This is a genomic window from Streptomyces sp. NPDC001787 (genome assembly GCF_040297465.1).
In the GTDB taxonomy this organism is placed as follows: domain Bacteria; phylum Actinomycetota; class Actinomycetes; order Streptomycetales; family Streptomycetaceae; genus Streptomyces.
In genome coordinates, this window is sequence record NZ_JBEOZE010000024.1 from 145539 (window position 1) to 162269 (window position 16731).

General features: G+C 67.9%; 10 protein-coding genes and 2 pseudogenes. 4 read left to right on the forward strand and 8 right to left on the reverse strand.

The features are described from left to right. Positions 1–431: 431 nt before the first annotated feature. Both ABT170_RS28650 and ABT170_RS28655 read left to right on the forward strand, forming a co-directional pair. Positions 432–1232 carry a hypothetical protein gene (locus tag ABT170_RS28650; RefSeq protein WP_351872152.1) on the forward strand — a complete coding sequence of 267 codons (801 nt, stop codon included), beginning with the start codon at positions 432–434 and terminating at the stop codon, positions 1230–1232. 768 nt (positions 1233–2000) lie between these two features. After that, a complete protein-coding gene (locus tag ABT170_RS28655) occupies positions 2001–3695 on the forward strand; it encodes a hypothetical protein (RefSeq protein ID WP_351872155.1) in 1695 nt (564 codons plus the stop codon). A 138-nt stretch (positions 3696–3833) separates the two neighbouring features. Here the strand turns inward: ABT170_RS28655 and ABT170_RS28660 are convergent, their stop codons facing one another. The 4 genes from ABT170_RS28660 to ABT170_RS28675 all read right to left on the reverse strand — a co-directional run bounded on the left by ABT170_RS28660 (position 3834) and on the right by ABT170_RS28675 (position 7584). Next, positions 3834–4037 (reverse strand): hypothetical protein, encoded by a 204-nt coding sequence (locus ABT170_RS28660; RefSeq protein ID WP_351872158.1) that lies wholly within the window; start codon positions 4035–4037, stop codon positions 3834–3836. 658 nt (positions 4038–4695) lie between these two features. Beyond that, on the reverse strand, positions 4696–4941 hold the full coding sequence (locus ABT170_RS28665) for a BBE domain-containing protein (RefSeq protein WP_351872161.1): 246 nt from the start codon (positions 4939–4941) through the stop codon (positions 4696–4698). Between the two features lie 383 nt (positions 4942–5324). Further along, a complete protein-coding gene (locus ABT170_RS28670; protein WP_351872164.1) occupies positions 5325–5762 on the reverse strand; it encodes a hypothetical protein in 438 nt (145 codons plus the stop codon). A gap of 895 nt (positions 5763–6657) precedes the next feature. Continuing rightward, complete coding sequence (locus ABT170_RS28675; protein WP_351872167.1) at positions 6658–7584, reverse strand: NADP-dependent oxidoreductase; 927 nt, start codon at positions 7582–7584, stop codon at positions 6658–6660. A 160-nt stretch (positions 7585–7744) separates the two neighbouring features. Here ABT170_RS28675 and ABT170_RS28680 point away from each other — a divergent pair, with 160 nt between their 5' ends. Together ABT170_RS28680 and ABT170_RS28685 are read left to right on the forward strand one after the other, a co-directional pair. Beyond that, positions 7745–8425, forward strand: a complete 681-nt coding sequence (locus tag ABT170_RS28680) for a TetR/AcrR family transcriptional regulator (RefSeq protein WP_329940811.1) — start codon at positions 7745–7747, stop codon at positions 8423–8425. A gap of 855 nt (positions 8426–9280) precedes the next feature. Further along, complete coding sequence (locus ABT170_RS28685; protein ID WP_351872170.1) at positions 9281–10789, forward strand: hypothetical protein; 1509 nt, start codon at positions 9281–9283, stop codon at positions 10787–10789. A 277-nt stretch (positions 10790–11066) separates the two neighbouring features. Here the strand turns inward: ABT170_RS28685 and ABT170_RS28690 are convergent, their stop codons facing one another. From ABT170_RS28690 to ABT170_RS28705, 4 genes and pseudogenes are all read right to left on the reverse strand, one after another. Next, on the reverse strand, positions 11067–11627 hold the full coding sequence (locus tag ABT170_RS28690) for a hypothetical protein (RefSeq protein WP_351872173.1): 561 nt from the start codon (positions 11625–11627) through the stop codon (positions 11067–11069). Positions 11628–12233: 606 nt separating this feature from the next. Then, positions 12234–13202, reverse strand: a pseudogene (locus ABT170_RS28695) (RNA polymerase sigma factor); the annotation flags it as partial. Positions 13203–13237: 35 nt separating this feature from the next. After that, positions 13238–16087 carry an excinuclease ABC subunit UvrA gene (gene uvrA / locus ABT170_RS28700; RefSeq protein ID WP_351872176.1) on the reverse strand — a complete coding sequence of 950 codons (2850 nt, stop codon included), beginning with the start codon at positions 16085–16087 and terminating at the stop codon, positions 13238–13240. Between the two features lie 407 nt (positions 16088–16494). Continuing rightward, positions 16495–16731 (reverse strand): annotated as a pseudogene (locus ABT170_RS28705) (recombinase RecA); the annotation flags it as partial.

Consider the following 16731-nt stretch of genomic DNA (forward strand, 5'->3'; position numbering starts at 1 on the left):
CAACGCAGTTCCGCGGAAGGCGGGGCCGTTCGGGGAACGATCACCAGGCGCCCGGGAAAGGACCTTGAGTGGAACGGGAAGCCACAGACCAGCGGCACTCGTGAACACCCCTCACAGCTTCAAGACGATGGCAAACGCCATGGAGCCCTGTGCCAATGAGCGCGGTGATGATGCGGAGGTTCGGGTCGCTGGGGTTCGACGGCTGCTGCGCAAGTCACTGCTTCCGGTCGGTGCGACCCAGTTCAGGTCGCGCGGGAGTAGGGCGGTAGCGGAAGAAGAAGGCCTCCCGTTCGGGCGTCCCAGGGGAAGCGACGGCGTAGCAGCCTTGCGGGGCTATCCCATCGATGCCCCGCCCTGAGCCACCGCGAGCCGGCACACCCCTATGGCTGACCACGCGTAACGCAGGTTCACCGACGCTATAACCTCGGCCTGTGACCAACAGTTGCAGTCGAACGACGGAGAACCCCCATTCCGAGCTGCCTCACTTTCAGGAGCTCTTGGACGGGACAGACTGGGCGTCGCTCGCCACTCCGTACGGGACAGGCGAATCCTTACCGGCCGCGCTTACACGCCTCCTTGATCCCAACCCGTCCATCAGGGCGGCGGCCGCCAGGGACGCGCTCGACGCTGTGACCCACCAGAACACCATCTATGAAGCCACCGTGCCCGTAGCTCTTTACGTGGCGGCCATCCTGAACCACCCGACCATCACAGCAGGCGAACACGCCCACGAGGCCGACCTCCAGCACCACTCCACCCGCGAGACGCTACTGGACTGGCTCGGCCACACCGCCTACGACGCCGACGACGAGTGCCTCGCGCTGAGCGAACGCCATCTCGGTGAAGGCTTTCTCGACGCATGCCCTGACATGTGGGCTTTCCGGGAACTGCGCCCGGTGATCTACTCCGCCGTTCAGCCTTTCCTCACCGACGACAATGCAAGGGTTCGCGACGCGGCCCTTGTCTCCGCCATCCCCCTCACAGAGCACCATGCCCTCGCCGAGCACCGGAATGAGCTGGCTGACCACGCTCACCGCTTGCTCAGCACCAGCACGGATCGATACAGACGCGACCGCGCGCTCGACGCGCTGAACGCCTGGGGCCACGACACCAGCACACTGGAAAACGCGAACGACATTGCCGCCCGTGAATTTCACGTCCGCATGGCCGATCACGACCTGTGGTGGGCGAGCAACGGGACAGGCGGCTGCGCCGAAGACCCGCCGTTCTGACACAGAGGCGCGCAGCTCTCTACCTGTGAAACGTCACTCGACGTACGCGCTTCACGGAAACCCGCCGTGATGGCGAATGGACTGGTCACCAGGCCCCGAGAGCGAGCAGCGAGCCATATGCCCAGAGCGGTTCACCCGCCAGCGGTGGGTGGCTTCGAACCTGGCCCGGGTATTTGGGCGTCGTCTCCTTCGATGTGATCGTTCGTGGCATCGTGCCTGACTGATCAGGCGGAACGGCTGTTGCTGGCCCGTGCCGCCGACGCCCGGCGGAAATGCACGCCGACAAGGTGTACGACTATGGCTGCCTGCGGCGATGGCCCTCGCTGGACCTTGATCGCCGCGGGCTGGTTCGCCGCCTCGTTCATCCTCGCGCTGACCATCATCCGCATCAACGGTGGCCGAGGCGGAGAAGCGGTTCTGCGGGTTCTCCCTGGGGTGTGCAGTCGCTCGCCGGAGGGCTTCGTGCTGGCGGTCCGCAGGCCGGCCGAGAGTTCGGCGTTGGGGGCGTGTTGACGTGCAAGAACATTTCTTCATGCACAACCGGGTGAACTCACAGCGCTTGTCCTGCTCCCGTCGGACGCGCCCGGTTGACTGCCCCCTGATCCGGTCGTGCTGAGTGTCGCTTCATCTGAAGCTCGCGCCCATCCGTGTGGGTGCTCTCCGGTCGCGGCGGTCCGCGTCAGGAACGGTGGTGTTCAGCCGTTCCGGCGAGGAGGCGGATCGGGGTACCGGAATCTCTCCGCTACCGGAAGTCCGACAGGAGTCGATGTGGGAAATTCGCAGGGCCGTCTGGAACTCGTGTGCAGCTTCTCCGACCGTGCTGTCAGCCTGGATATTGACGTCAGCACGCACACTGCGTACGTACTGACGAGTTATATCCCGTTTGACGCTGCGGCGAACCCGCAGGGCGGGCTCGGGGAGCGGACGCTCGTCTCGGTGAACCTCACGGGGGAGCCCGTCCCCACGACCGTCTACGAGTACGACGACTACTACGTATTCGGACTTGCGGTAGACGGGCAGGGGAGTTCTTTCTCCTACGCAAGCCAGGACGACAGCCTGGTCAAAACGACCTTCGCCACCAAAAAGGTGACGAAGGTCGAGTGTCCGGCCGAGCTGCCGTACAGCGTGGCTATGAGCCCGGCGATGGACGCGCTGTTCTCCGTGCATCAGAAGAACGGCACTCTCACCAAGCTGAGCCCGACCGGTGAGACGCTTCTGGACACGTATCCCGAGATCGGCCCGGCCGAGAACTACTACGCGAATCTCAGGGTCGATGACTCCTACGCGTACGTCGTCAAGGACGAAGCGGAGATCTGGAGCGTCGATCTGCGGGCGCGGACCGTCTCCCGTATCCCCTGGACCCAGAACACAAACGTCTTCGCGGTGTGCCCGTTCGGCACCGACAGCCTCTATGTGACCGACACGAGGGCGCTCTGGGCAAAGGATCTGCGAACGGGCGCGGAGACCAAGCTCGTTGACCTTCCCAGCCATGCTTATGGCACGGGTCTGGCCCTGGACGGCACCGACCTGTATCTCGCCGACTACGACCGGAGTCTCTATCGCGTCAGGTTCGATGCCCCGCTCGCGCCCCCGGTGATCTCCGCACCGCAGGAAGGGGCGACCGTCACCGACCCCCGCCAGACGGTCAGCGGCACCGTCACCAACGGCGTGGACAAGGTCACCGTCGCCGACCAGGGCACGCCGCTGGGCGACGTGGTCCCGTCCAGCGGCACCTGGTCCTTCTCCCCCACCCGCGACTGGGCTCCCGGCGACCACACCGTGCAGGCCGTGGCCCACAAGGGCGAGGAGGTGTCCGAGCCGGCGACCCGCCACTTCACCGTCAGTCCCCTTTCCCCGCTCGCACCTCCCGTCTTCGCTGTTCCCGGGGAAGGCGCGGTCACAGCCGATCCGCGGCAGATCATCGCGGGGACGGTGACGGCGGAGGTGGACACCGTCGTCCTTACCGACGGCGGCACTCCGCTCACGGAGATCGTCCCGGCCGACGAGGGCTGGTCCTTCACCCCGTCCTCGGACTGGGCAGCAGGAGAACACACCCTCGGCGCCGTCGCACACAGCGGCAGCCGGACTTCCCAGCCGGCCATCCGCCACTTCACCGTCACCAGCACACCCGAACCGGTCACCACGATCAGCTCCGTCGGCGGCGATCACTTCTCAGCTCCCAAGGGCACCGTCTTCGCAGATCTCCTCACCGTCATCGCCCGGAACACCGCCGGCAGCACCGTCGCCGACGCCTCACTCCACTTCACCATCCAGGACACCGGCAACACCGGTTCCGCCTTTCCCGGCGGTGCCAGCCACTGCGACCCCCGCACCGGCCCGGACGGGAAAGCGACTGCCCTTCCCCTGACCGCCGGACCCCGCCCCGGAGACTTCGAGGTTCGCGTCACCGCACAGTCAGGCCCCGGCCTGTGCACCTTCACCATGACCGTCACCCCTTCCTGACGGCGTGACGCCGGCCGCGGCCGGTCGTTGAACCGGCAGTACAGACATCACGTCATGCCGCAGACAGACCCCGGGCGCCATCGCCCGGGGTCTCGTGCTGCCGACACTGCGTGCGCGGGAACCAAACGGGCTGAAGGCTCATTCGACCCGGAGAGCTTCGTGGCGCAGCAGGACCAGCACGCGCGGCAGGATCAGGGTGTCGCGGGTGTCGGTGAACGCATGGGTCACGCCCAGGAACGTGCCGTCGTTCCCGACGACGGCCTCCAGCGCACCCAGGGCCCGCAAATAGTCATCGTCAGCCGGCTCGATGCCCACGGCACCGTAGAACGCGGCGTCGTTCACCTCGGAACCACCCGGTACCCGGTACCCAGTACCCAGTACCCAGGTGAACGAGTCCGCCGGCGTACGGGCGGCACCCGCCGCCAGGGACACGGCGGCGCGTGGCCACCAGACGATCCGGCCGGGTCGCGCCAGGCCACCGGATCGCGCCCGCCGAGGCGACGGTCCCGGCCGGGCCCGGCGCCCGCCCTTCATGGTGGACGATCCCGCCCGCGGTGCGGGCCTGGACGAGACCGGTCCCTCATGGCCGCAGCGGTCGGAGCGTCTGCGGACGATGCTGTCCTCCGGATCTCAACGCTTTGTGTCTGCCCGGATACTGACCCGCGCCCAGGACCGTCCGCTGTCCCGCACGCACGGACGCGGCGGTGCACACCTGTCACACCCGTCACGGATTTGTGCGGCTCAGCAACACCCCGGTCTCCGTCGGCCCCGCGCCGCTGTACGGGAGAACCCGCACCGACCACCGGAGGAAACCCCGTGACCGACGAACAGGACCACCCACCACGAGGACTGCCCGCACGTGACCACCCCCACCCGAAGCCGTGCCGTCCCAGCGTGACTGGCTTTCGCTCATGTGCGCCCGCGCGGCCCGGCCCCCCACGCTGGACCGCGCAAGTCTGCTGCGTTCGGCTCGGCTCAACCCTGAGGTCCCAGCTGCCGGTCAGTGGGCCGGTGGCTGGACGGCCAGGGGGTGGTGAAACACGTTGAGAGGGTCCCAGCGGGACTTCACCCGCTGGGGCCGGGGATAGTTGGCCTTGTAGTAGAGGGTGTGCCAGGGGACCCCGGAAGTGTTCCATTCGGGATCGGCCAGGCCGGTGTCGGGGGCAGTTGATGTAGGAGCCGTCGCTGATCCTGTTGGGCACGGGAACGCCACCGGTGTCCCTGTACACGTCACGGTAGAAATCACGGACCCAGGCGAGGCCGGCCCCGTCGTCGGACTCGTCGCTCCAGACGGTGTGGAAGTCGGCCTTCATCACCGCGTCACGCTGGGCCACCGCTGTCCGCGCGGGCCCGACCGTGTTCACCTGACCCCCGTACCCGAACAGTTCGAAACCTCCGGCCGGGGTCCCGGTGGAGTTCGTCAGGTGTCAGTGAACACCTGCCAGTCGTGCTCGGTGACGACTCCGAAGTTGCCCCGCCGCCAACGGTGTGATTCTCACGCTCGCCCCAGGCCGGCGGTCTTCCCCGCTGCGCACGCCGCACAGGGGAAGACCGACTCCGCGTCCGCGTGGCGGCAAACCTCAAGTACGGCGGGCTTGCCAGGGCCACGCCGGTGTGCGGGGCCGGTGGTCAGAAGTCGGGGCAGAGGTGGTGGTGGACAGCGTCAAGGATCTTGCCGCCGGTGTCCGCGTTGTTGATGTCGGGCAGGCGTGTCGGGATGGTGAACCGGTCGAGAGTCAGCTCCACCAGCTTGTCCCTGTCATCGGGGAACGACTTGATGGAACCGCACTGGTTCAGACCTCGGTCCACGGTCCGTTCGTCCGTGCCGGGCTTCGAGATGCGTTCGTCGATGTCGTCCAGGGCTTCGAGGAACGCGTAGCGGGCCGTCGCGCTGGGCTCTGGCGGAAGGCCGGCGGCCTCGCGGGCAGCTTCGCGCTCGGCCTCGCTCGGAGCACTGGCGGATCCCTTGCCGGCGGGCTTCTCGTCATTGCCCCCGCCGCACGCGGTGAGTGCGGCGAGCAGACTGGCCGCGACGAGCGCGGTAGCGGCGGTGGTGCGGGTACGCATGATCCCCCCAGGGTCAGGTGAAGAGGGGGATCGTTTCACGTTCATGGGCGACACGCTGAGAGAACGCAAAGGCCCACCCCGTGGGCGGGCCCGTCACTTCCCTCGTTCTCCCCTGCCACGATCAGGACCACGGCCAGGCGTCGGGGCCAAGGCCGGATGCAGGCGACGGCAATGCCGGTCATGGTCAACTCCGGTACGCACAACGGGCAACGCCCCTGGTCAGCAGCGGCGAAGGCGGCTGCGCTCTGGCAACCACACCACGGCGGGCGCCGCCCGCAGCCCGGACGTCCTGGCCCAGGCTCGTACTGTCCCTTCACGGCGGCGGAACTGGCGACGGGGACTTGGCAGTTGCCGGTGCCGGTGCCGGCAACTGAGGATCGCAACGACGTACGTGTACCGTCGCATCTGCCTGTCTCCAGGCAGATGCGACTGCGGTCCGCGCACGCCTCGCACCAGGAGCACCCGTGGCCTTCCTCGCCCTCGACGCCCTCGTCCTCAACACCCTCGACCACGACGGTTTGTCCGACCTCCTGTGGGAGGCAATGATCCGCCGCCGGCGGCGGGAGGGCCCCGGTACATAGAGCCTGGCCCTGTTCGCCCGGAAACCAAACGCCTGTCGCCGGAGCACGTGAGGCACTCGCGCAGGGCGGCGACCCGATCCTCGGCCGGGGGGCTGTTCCGGGATGCCTGCTGGGCCGGTTCACCGGCATCTCCGTCCGGGCGGACGACCGCGTCACGGGCAGCACCACCGCACGATGGTCGACAGTTCGGGTCGGTACGTCCGTGGTGGCCGGCGTCGGGGTGCGGTCCGGCACGGGTCGCGCCGGCCACGGCTACCGTGGCCGTGGCCGTGCTGCTGCGGGCCCGCCCGTTGCGGGCCGAATCGTTCGCCGTGTCAGGGCACGGTGATGACGATCTTGCCGCGCGCGTGGCCGGTGGCGCTGACGTCATGCGCCGCGGCGGTCTCCTTCAGCGGGAACACGGCGTGCAGCGGGACGGAGAGGCGGCCGTGTTCGGCGAGGTCGGCCGCCAGCGGCAGTCCTGCCCAGCCCGGCGACTCCCCGGCTTCGGAGCGGGAGAACCGCACTCCGTGCCGGCCTGCGTCGAAGTCAGCGATGGTCACCACATGGTGCGGGTCGCCGGCGATGGCCACCAGTTCGGCGAGAGAGCCCTTACCCGCCGCGTCCAGAACCACATCGACACCGAGCGGAGCCAGTGGGGCAAGGCGATCGGCCAGCCCCGCCCCGTAGGTGACCGGTACGACGCCGAGCCGGGCGAGGAAGCCGTGGTTGCCCTCGCTCGCGGTGCCGATCACGGTGAGGCCGCGGGCCTGGGCGAGTTGCGCGGCGATGGTGCCGACGCCTCCGGCGGCACCATCGATCAACAGGGTCATGCCTTCGACGGCTTCCAGTGCTTCCAGCACACGTGTGGCCGAGTCGATATTGCCCGCGGCGCCACCCGCTTCCTCGAAAGACCATGACCGCGGCTTGGACGCCCACGCCTCCAGCACGGCGTACTGGGCCGCGGCGCCTCCCTGATCCACGAACGGGACGAGGCCGAAGACCGCGTCTCCCACGGCGGCGCCGGTCACCCCCTCTCCCACCTCGTCGACGATCCCCGCGGCATCCATGCCGGGGATATGGGGGAAGTCCACGGTGGCGATGTCCCGCAGCATCCCTGAGCGCAGATACCAGTCAGCAGGGGTGACTCCGGTGGCACGCACCGCGATACGGACCTGACCCGGCCCTGCGTGCGGCTCTTCGACCTCCTCGACGCGTAGGACCTCCGAACCGCCGTAGCGGTGGTATTGAACAGCAAACATGGAAGACCTCCATACACATGGCACGTCGTTCAGCAGAAGAACTCGCAGCCACTCACCTCTGCGGCAGCGAGCGGGCCGCGCGGCACCTGGGCACCTCGGCACCGGATCACGCTAACCCGCTAAACGGTCGCCCCCTTCCGTTTGTGATTAAGTGGGAGACATGCCTGCCCAACTGCCTCGGAACCCGGCCTCCTCCGCCTCCGGCACCCCCGCCCCGGGGCAGCGAGCCGACGCCCGGCACAACCGCGCCCGACTCCTCCAGGCGGCCCGCGAGGCGTACGCCCTCAACGGCACCGACGTGTCTTCCAGCGCAATCGCCCGCAGAGCGGGCGTGGGTGCCGCCACCCTCTACCGGCACTTCCCGACACGCGGCTCACTCATCGCCGCCGCTTTCTCCGAACAGCTCAGCCAGTGCGTCGCAGCCCTCGACGAGGCCCTTCAGGACGACGATCCCTGGCACGGACTTCGCAACGTCCTCACCAAGGTGTGTGCGATGCAGGCCCAGGACCGCGGGTTCAGCGCCGCGTTCCTCTCCCAGTTTCCCGACGCGCCCGACGTCCATCGCGAGCGTGCCCGCGCCGAGGCATCCCTCGTGCAGCTGGTACAGCGTGCGAAGGACACCGGACAGCTGCGCAAGGACTTCGACCCCAGCGACGTAACCCTCCTGCTCCTGGCCAACAACGGCGTCGTGCGAGAGTCTCCGGCGGCCTCCATGGCCGCATCCCGCCGCCTGCTCGCCTACTTTCTCCAGTCCTGCCTGCCGACGGACGGCGCACCCCTGCCCCAGCCCGCGCCACTCCGCCTTGACGACCTCTACAAGCCACCGCATCGAACGGGGTGACCACCGGCGTCCGTCCGGGAGCACGCGCCCCTGCCGTGCATGTTCCTCGGACCCCACCACCGCACCGCCGCCATCTCTGCTCGACGGCCGGAGGCACATGGTGAAGTTCGGTGTATTCATCAGCAACACCGAATAGCCGCCGCGACCGGCTCACCCAGGAGCAGCATGAGGTGCTCACGGAACACGCGGTGAAGTTGGCGTGACACCGGACCACGGCGCGTCGCCGAACCGCCGGATCGTCAGTTCTGCCACTGCCCCTGGAAGGGGTCTTCCGGCGCTGCGGCGTCGGCCAGCCGTTGGACGGGGGCGGTACGCCATGCCGAGCTGTCGTTGGATCGCAGGCCGGCTGTTGCCGACTGCCGGCAGCGCGCAGACGTGAAATCGGCCACCCTAACGGGGTAATGCCCGACAGATCACGGGATAGTACATTAGGGATGGCAACGAAGAAGACAAGTGACTTGCCTTCAGTTCCCGGGTCCGAGCGCCCAACGCGATTCGCCCAGTACCAGTAGCAGAATCGCGACAAGGGGTCGGCGCGGCCGCTTCTGTTTCCCATCCCCACGGACATGACCGGCTGCGGTAACACGTAGCTGGATGACGATCGGCGTCCTGTCAGCCACGGGCCCCGGGCGAGTGGTCCACCAGACGGTCTTCTTCTTCCGCTTTCTCCCGCTCCCCGGTTGCGCGGACGACCTCATCAGGTCCGCCGGAATCCCTCAGCGCGCCTGCCCCAGCTCGACTTTCATCCGTCTCGGCCGAGGAGCCGGTGCCCCACGTGCTCGTACACCAACCGCGCAAAGTGGCATGGCGCACACCACCACTGCCACCACTCCGCCTCACCAAAGGAGTTGACCCATGAGTGGATGCGGCTGCGGGCAGGCCCCCATCGCCATCGGCGGCTGTCAGCCCCCCAAGCCGACCTGTCCCCCCGTTGCTTGTCCCGACTCCAAGCCGTGTGAGCACTGCGAGACGATCCCACTGCGCGACTCCGCGCCGTACCGGGTCGCAGCGACCGCGAGCAGCACCGACCCGACGCCGTACTACACCATCGCCAACACCCATGCGGCACTGGACCCTGTCGTCGCCCAGACCATCCTGAACAGCGGCACGGGCACGTTCCCGGCCGACAACGGGACGCACAACGGCCAGCACACCTGGCTCGCCGGCGTCGTGCACATCGACCCCACGTCGCTGCGTGGCAACCCCACCACCGTCACGATCAGCGCCTCGGTCCATGTCCGCAACGACGGCAGGAGCACGGCCTGCCAGCTCTACGGCCGCTTCGCCCTGTGGAACGGCACGGCCCCGATCCGCACCGATCTCCTCGGCCCACCCGATCTGCCGGCGGGTGGTGACGACAACGGCGTCATCCCACCGACCGCCGTGTCCCTCGCGGACGTCCTCGCGGGAAAGATCGTCGTCGAGCTCAACCTGGAGACAGGCAACGACGACACCTGCCGGGTCGGCCCCAAGCAGTGGACCGTCGACAGCTTCGTCCTCACCGTCCAGGCGTCCGCCCCGGGCTGCGGCAGGCCGTTCCTCCGTACGACCTGCCGCAGCTGCGACGGCACGGTCACCTGCACGACCGACACCCTCGACGGCTCAACTCCCTACGCCGCGGTCCCGCCGGTCATCCCGGTCGCCTCCTGCCAGGACGGATGCGCCACCGCCCGCCCTCCGTGCATCTCCACCGACCGGGGCAACGCCATCACCCGGGGCAGCGACGGGTGCCTGTACGCACCCGACACGCCTGCTCTGGACCCGTCCCCGTGCAATGCCGCGCGGAACACGACAGGTGGGCTGCTCGTGCCGCGGATCGGCCTGGCGGGCATCGCTCCCGGCGGCAACAGGGGCATCGAACGGTCGGTGGACATCGACGTCACCGGCACGCCCGGCTGCCCCGAAAGGTGGGAGATCGGCGCCCGCCTCACGCCGGTGAGCGCGTTCCTCAACTCCGAGCGGCAGCATGCCAACCTCCTGGCCCGGGCCGGTACCGACGTGCCGATCCCCGAGTCCGACATCGTGCTCCCGGAAGTCGGGGTGTACCACATCGACAGCGATGTACGGTACGCGCTCGGTTCCGCCACCGGCGGCAGCGGCTACATCATCGGCTGGCTCAGGGACGAGACCACGGACACCCTTCTGACGAGCTTCACCCAGATCGCCGCGATCAACGCAGCGGGGCAGGAGCAGCAAGGCGGAACCACACACATCATGACCGAGTACACGGTCGCCTCCGGCCCCCGGACGGTCCGCCTGCACCTGATGTTCGTCCTCACCGGCGGCAAGATCTCCAACGCCGAGGCCGGCGGCACCGACAGCAATGGCGCAACCCGGATGCGCTTCCTCAAGGTCAGGGATTAGGAACGTCGCTTCGCGGCCCGGCGATCGGGTGGGCGGCCAGCACCGCCCACCCGGTCAGGGACGCGGCCTCGCTGATCGGATCCGCACCGGATGGGCACCCTGATTCGCCGGGACAACCTCGCGCACTGGTCGCTCCCGGGCAACGTCACACGAGTGCCCGGTTGGCGGAGTACGGCGTGGTGCGACGGAGTGCACACACCCCCTCCGTCATGGGTGCGTGCACTCCGTCAAGCGGCTATGCCCTGGTCACCCTCCTCGGCAGGGCCCCGGCCAGGGTTCAGTTCTTGACCGGCCACTCCAGCGGTGCACTGGAGAAGCCCTGGCTCAGTTGGACAGCGGCGGCCTTCTGGCCCTCGGGGATGAGGAAGGCGGTGCAGATCTTCTCCGACTGTCCCGCGCTCAGCTTCTTCAAGGTGTCGGGCTCCGGGCAGTTCGGCCACTTGGCATCGCCCATGATGACGATGAGGGCCCTGGTGCGCTCGCCCTTGTCCGTCTTGACGACCAGGTCGTTGTCCATGTCGCCGACTTCCATGGCCTTGCCGCTCTTGTGGGTGAGGGTGGACCACACGTACACGGGAATCTTGGGGGCCTTGTCCTTGTCCTTGTCCAGGCCCGAGTTGTCCATGTCGGCCGTCGTTCCGGTCTGCACCTTCGTGGGCGTCACCGTGAACTTGCTGTCCTTCGACGCCTTCATAGTGCTTTCCTGCGGCGGGCTGGCCTCGCCCAGGCGGTAGGTCTTCTTGCCGTCCGACGAGGAGGAACCGACGGAGCCGGAGCCGCGCCGGCCCTTCCCCGATCCCGAGTCGTTGCAACCGGTCAGCGCCACAGCCAGCGCCAAGGCGCCAACCGCCGCCGGTACAGCACGAGTCCACATGCGCATATTTCTTCGTTCTCCCCGTTTGAAGCGTTCTGTCGAGCCGTGCCGGGTGGCGCTGCCCCCACAGCCGGCTCACAGCTCAGGCGCGCACGATACCGCCAGGGCGCAACCGTCCCGCTCGCCGGGGTCGGGAACCGCCCTGCCCGCCGGGGCAGAACTGACGAGGGCTGAGCGTGGACGGCCGGTGTTCTCGGCGAGGCGGCGAAGGATCCGCAGCATCGTCGTGGTCGACGAGCGTCCCGCACCGCGCGCGCAGGTCCTCGGCCGCCGGGTTGGAAGGTGGTACTACGCCCCGTGGCCCCCCGCAGCATCGGGACGAGGGGACGGAGCTCTGGCCCTCTCATAGAGACACCAACCTCACCAAGCACTACAAGCCGGTAAAGGCCGGCCCGTCGACTTCGGCCAAAGGCTGTCTCCGCATCCCCGGTGGATCAGCGCCCGGCGTCGGATGCGGTACGTCGCAGGGCAGAGGGACGCCCGCGTACGGGATGTATGCGGTACGTCCCGACACCGCCGCGAGGTACCGCATCCGACGCCGCGCGCCCGCCAGGAATCGAGGGACAGCGTTCAGTCGTCATTGAGGTAGTCCCGCAGCACGTGCGAGCGTGAGGGGTGGCGCAGCTTGCTCATCGTCTTGGCCTCGACCTGGCGTATGCGTTCGCGTGTCACGCCGTAGACCTTGCCGATCTCCTCCAGAGTCCTGGGGCTGCCGCCCAGAAGCCCGTACCGCAGGGTGATGATGCCGGCTTCGCGCGGGGTCATCTCCGCCAGAATGGCCTGGATGGCCTGCCGGAGAAAGCCGAAGGCGACCACGTCCCAGGCGGATGGCGAGTCGCCGTCCATGATGAGGTCGCCGAATTCGGTGTTTCCGTCGTCGGACAGCGTCACCTCCAGCGAGACGGGTTCCTTGTTGTAGGCCTTGAGTTCGGCCAGCCGTTCCACCGGGACGTCCGCCTTCTCGGCCAGTTCTTCCGGGGTGGGCTCGGCGCCGGATTTGTTGATCAACTCACGGCGGATCCGCGCCACACGGTTGATGATCTCCACAGCGTGCACCGGTACGCGGATGGTACGGCTCTGGTCGGCCAGGGCCCGGGTGACCGCCTGTTTGATCCACCAGGTCGCGTACGTGGAGAACTTGAAGCCTTTGGCATAGTCGAACTTCTCCACGGCTCTGATCAGCCCGGTGTTGCCTTCCTGGATCAGGTCCAGGAACTGCAGTCCGCGCCCGGTGTAGCGCTTGGTGACGGCGACCACCAGGCGGAGGTTGGCCTCGGTGAAATGGTTCTTCGCGCGGCGGCCGTCCTCGACGAGAAGGGCCAGCTCCCGGCGCATGTGCGTGTCCGGTCCCGGTCCTTCGGCGAGGAGGTGCTCGGCATACAGACCGGCTTCGATGCGCTTGCTCAGTTCCACCTCCTGCTCGGCGGTCAGCAGCGGTACCTTGGCGATGAGCCGCAGGTAGTCCCTGACCTGATCGACCGTACTGTCGCCCGAGGGGAGCCTGGGGGCAGGGGCGTCGGTCTCGTCGTGCTCCGGGAGCGGGATTTCCTCCGGGTGCTGTATGTCTGTGGCGTTCACATGGGCTCCAGCAAGGCGTTCAGATACCGTCCGGTGTGCGACCGGGCGTTGGCCGCGACCTGTTCCGGGGTGCCTTCGGCGATGACCTCGCCGCCCCGGTGCCCGCCTTCCGGCCCCATGTCGATCACGTGGTCGGCTGACTTGATCACGTCGAGGTTGTGCTCGATGACGACGACCGTGTTGCCGCCGTCGACCAGTCGTTGAAGCGCCGCCAGCAGACGGTCGACATCGGCGATGTGGAGGCCGGTGGTGGGTTCGTCCAGCACGTAGAGGGTGCGCCCACGAGTACGGCGCTGAAGCTCGGCGGCGAGCTTGACGCGCTGCGCCTCACCGCCGGACAGGGTGGTGGCCGCCTGGCCGAGCTTCACATAGCCGAGCCCGACATCGTCCAGGGCCCGCAGATGCCGGGAGATGATCTGATGGCCGCTGAAGAAGTCCAGGCTCTCCGCCACAGTCATGGCGAGCACGTCCGCGATGGACCTCCCCCTGTAGTGCACTTCGAGGGTCTCGCGGTTGTACTGGGCGCCCTGGCACACCTCGCACGGGACGTAGACGTCCGGGAGGAAGTTCATCTCGACCTTGATGGTGCCGTCGCCGTAGCAGTGTTCGCAGCGTCCGCCCTTGACGTTGAAGGAGAACCGGCCGGGCTGGTAGCCGCGGACTTTCGCCTCCGGGGTCTGGGCGAACAGCTTGCGCAGGTGGTCGAAGACGCCCGTGTACGTTGCCGGGTTGGAGCGGGGGCTGCGGCCGATCGGGGTCTGGTCGACCTGGACCACCTTGTCGAGGTGCTCGACGCCGGTGATGGTGCGATGCCGGCCCGGCACTCTGTGTGCGCGGTGGATGCGCCGGGCGAGCGCGGTGTGCAGGATGTCGTTGACCAGGGTCGACTTGCCGGAGCCCGAGACGCCGGTGACCACGGTGAACAGGCCGAGCGGGAACGACACCGTCATGTTGCGCAGATTGTGCTCGGATGCCCCGTGCACGGTGAGGTCGCGGCCCTGTGCCGGCTCTCTGCGCCGGGTGGGCAGGGGGATCGTACGGCGTCCGGAGAGGTAGGCGCCGGTGATGGACTCGGGATGTGCGGCCAGTTCCTGCACGGTGCCCGAGCAGACGATCCGGCCGCCGTGCGCGCCTGCGCCGGGGCCGACGTCGACCACCCAGTCGGCGACCCGCAGCGTCTCCTCGTCGTGCTCGACGACGATCACGGTGTTGCCGCGGTCGCGCAGCCGCTTCAGGGTCTCGATGAGCCGCTGGTTGTCGCGCTGGTGCAGCCCGATGGACGGCTCGTCCAGCACGTACAGCACGCCCGTCAGCCCCGCGCCGATCTGGGTCGCAAGCCGGATCCGCTGCGCCTCCCCGCCCGAGAGGGACGCGGCGGGCCGGTCGAGCGAGAGGTAGTCCAGGCCGACATCGAGCAGGAACCTCAGCCGTTCGCCGATCTCCGAGAGCACGGCCTCGGAGATCCGCTGCTCACGGGTGCTCAGCTCCAACGCCTCGATGAAGGTGACGAGTTCACCGAGTGGCAGGGCGGCCGTCTGAGCGATGCTGCGCCCGCCGACCGTGACCGCGAGGACGTGCGGGGCAAGCCTCGCGCCCCCGCAGGCCGCACATGGCTCCGCGCGCATGTATCCGGCGAACCGGTTCTGACCCGCTGCGGACTCGGCACCTTCGGCGTAGCGGCGCTTGATGTGCGGGATGACTCCTTCAAAGCGGGCCGCGTGCGAGCGGTCACGTCCGAAGCGGTTCCGGTACGTGAGGTGCAGCCGCCGCTCCGTACCGTGCAACACCATCTGACGTGTATCGGCGGAGAGCTCACGCCAGGGGGTGGTGACGCTGAAGCCGGCGTCCGCGCCCAGGGCTTCGAGCAGGCGGGCGTAGTAATCGGCGCCGCTGGTGTTGGTCCAGGGGGCGATGGCGCCCTCCGCCAGGGACATGGTGTCGTCCGGCACGACGAGCGCGGGGTCGACCTCCACGCGCGAGCCGAGGCCGGTGCAGGTGGGGCAGGCGCCCCAGGGCGCGTTGAACGAGAACAGCCGGGGCTCCAGCGACTCCAGGCCGATGTCGTGGGAGCGCGGGCAGGCCAACTCCTCGGAGAGCACCAGCTCGCGGCCTGCCGGGTCGAGTTCCCGATCCACGAACTCGACTCGCAGAACACCGCATCCGAGCCCCAGCGCGGTTTCGACGGATTCCGTCAGCCGCTGCCGGATACCCGGCTTGACGGCCAGCCGGTCGATGACCGCGTCGATCGAGTGCTTCTTGCGCTTGTCCAGTGCGGGCGGCGTCGTCAGTGCGAAGACTGTCCCGTCGACCCGGACCCGGCTGAATCCATCGGCGGACAACTGCCGGAAGATTTCCGCATGTTCGCCCTTGCGGTCACGGACGACCGGGGCCAGCACCTGGAAGCGGGTCCCCTCATTCTCGTCCAACAGCAGGTCGACGATGCGCTGCGGTGTCTGCCTGCTGACCGGCTCGCCGCACTCGGGGCAATGGGGGCGGCCGATGCGGGCGTAGAGCAGGCGCAGGTGGTCGTAGACCTCGGTGACGGTGCCCACCGTGGAACGCGGGTTGCGACTGGACGTCTTCTGATCAATGGCGATCGCCGGGGACAGCCCCTCAATGGCATCGACATCAGGCTTGTCGAGCTGCCCGAGAAACTGCCGCGCATAGGCGGAGAGGGATTCGATATAGCGCCGCTGCCCCTCGGCGAATATGGTATCGAATGCCAGGCTTGACTTTCCGGATCCCGATACGCCCGTGAACACGATAAGCGCATCCCGGGGCAGCTCGACGGATACGTCACGGAGATTGTGTTGCCGGGCACCCTTGATGACGAGCCGATTTCTCACTTCGTAAACCTCAGGTGATATCGAGAACTAGCCGAGACCAACCGTAGCACCGTGCCGCCACACGTCAGGCTCACTATTCAGCACCAGATCCGCGTGGCAAATATCTCCCTTGACAGGGAAGCTCATCGCGTGCGCAAAGAGAACCCGACCCAGCTTGGAAAGCGGCGCGAAGAACGCGTGGGTGACTCTTGACTTCGCACAGAATGCGTGAGCAAGGAAAGGGATGGGGGTGGCGTTTTCTAACGGCCGTCCCGCAATTCCTGGTGGATCAGCGCGCGGCGTCGGATGCGGTGCATCGCAAGGCGGAGAGGCGCCCGCATGCTGGATGTACTCGGGCGTTTCGACAACACGGCGAGGTGCCGTAGCTGTCGTCGTGCGCCCGCCAGGAATCGCGGGACAGCCCTTAGCTATTGGAGCCCCTCGGCGTTCTGCGCCGCGCTGTTCGGTTGCTGTTCCGCTGCGACGTCGGTGCGGTGCGGAAGGACAGTCACACCCTGGCGGACCGGCGCAGCGGACTCCTCGAAGCGGATACCGACGCCGATGCCGAGTTTGTCCAGGATCTTCTTCTCGATCTCGTTGGCGAGATCGGGGTTGTCCTTGAGGAAGTTCCGGGAGTTCTCCTTGCCCTGGCCGAGCTGGTCGCC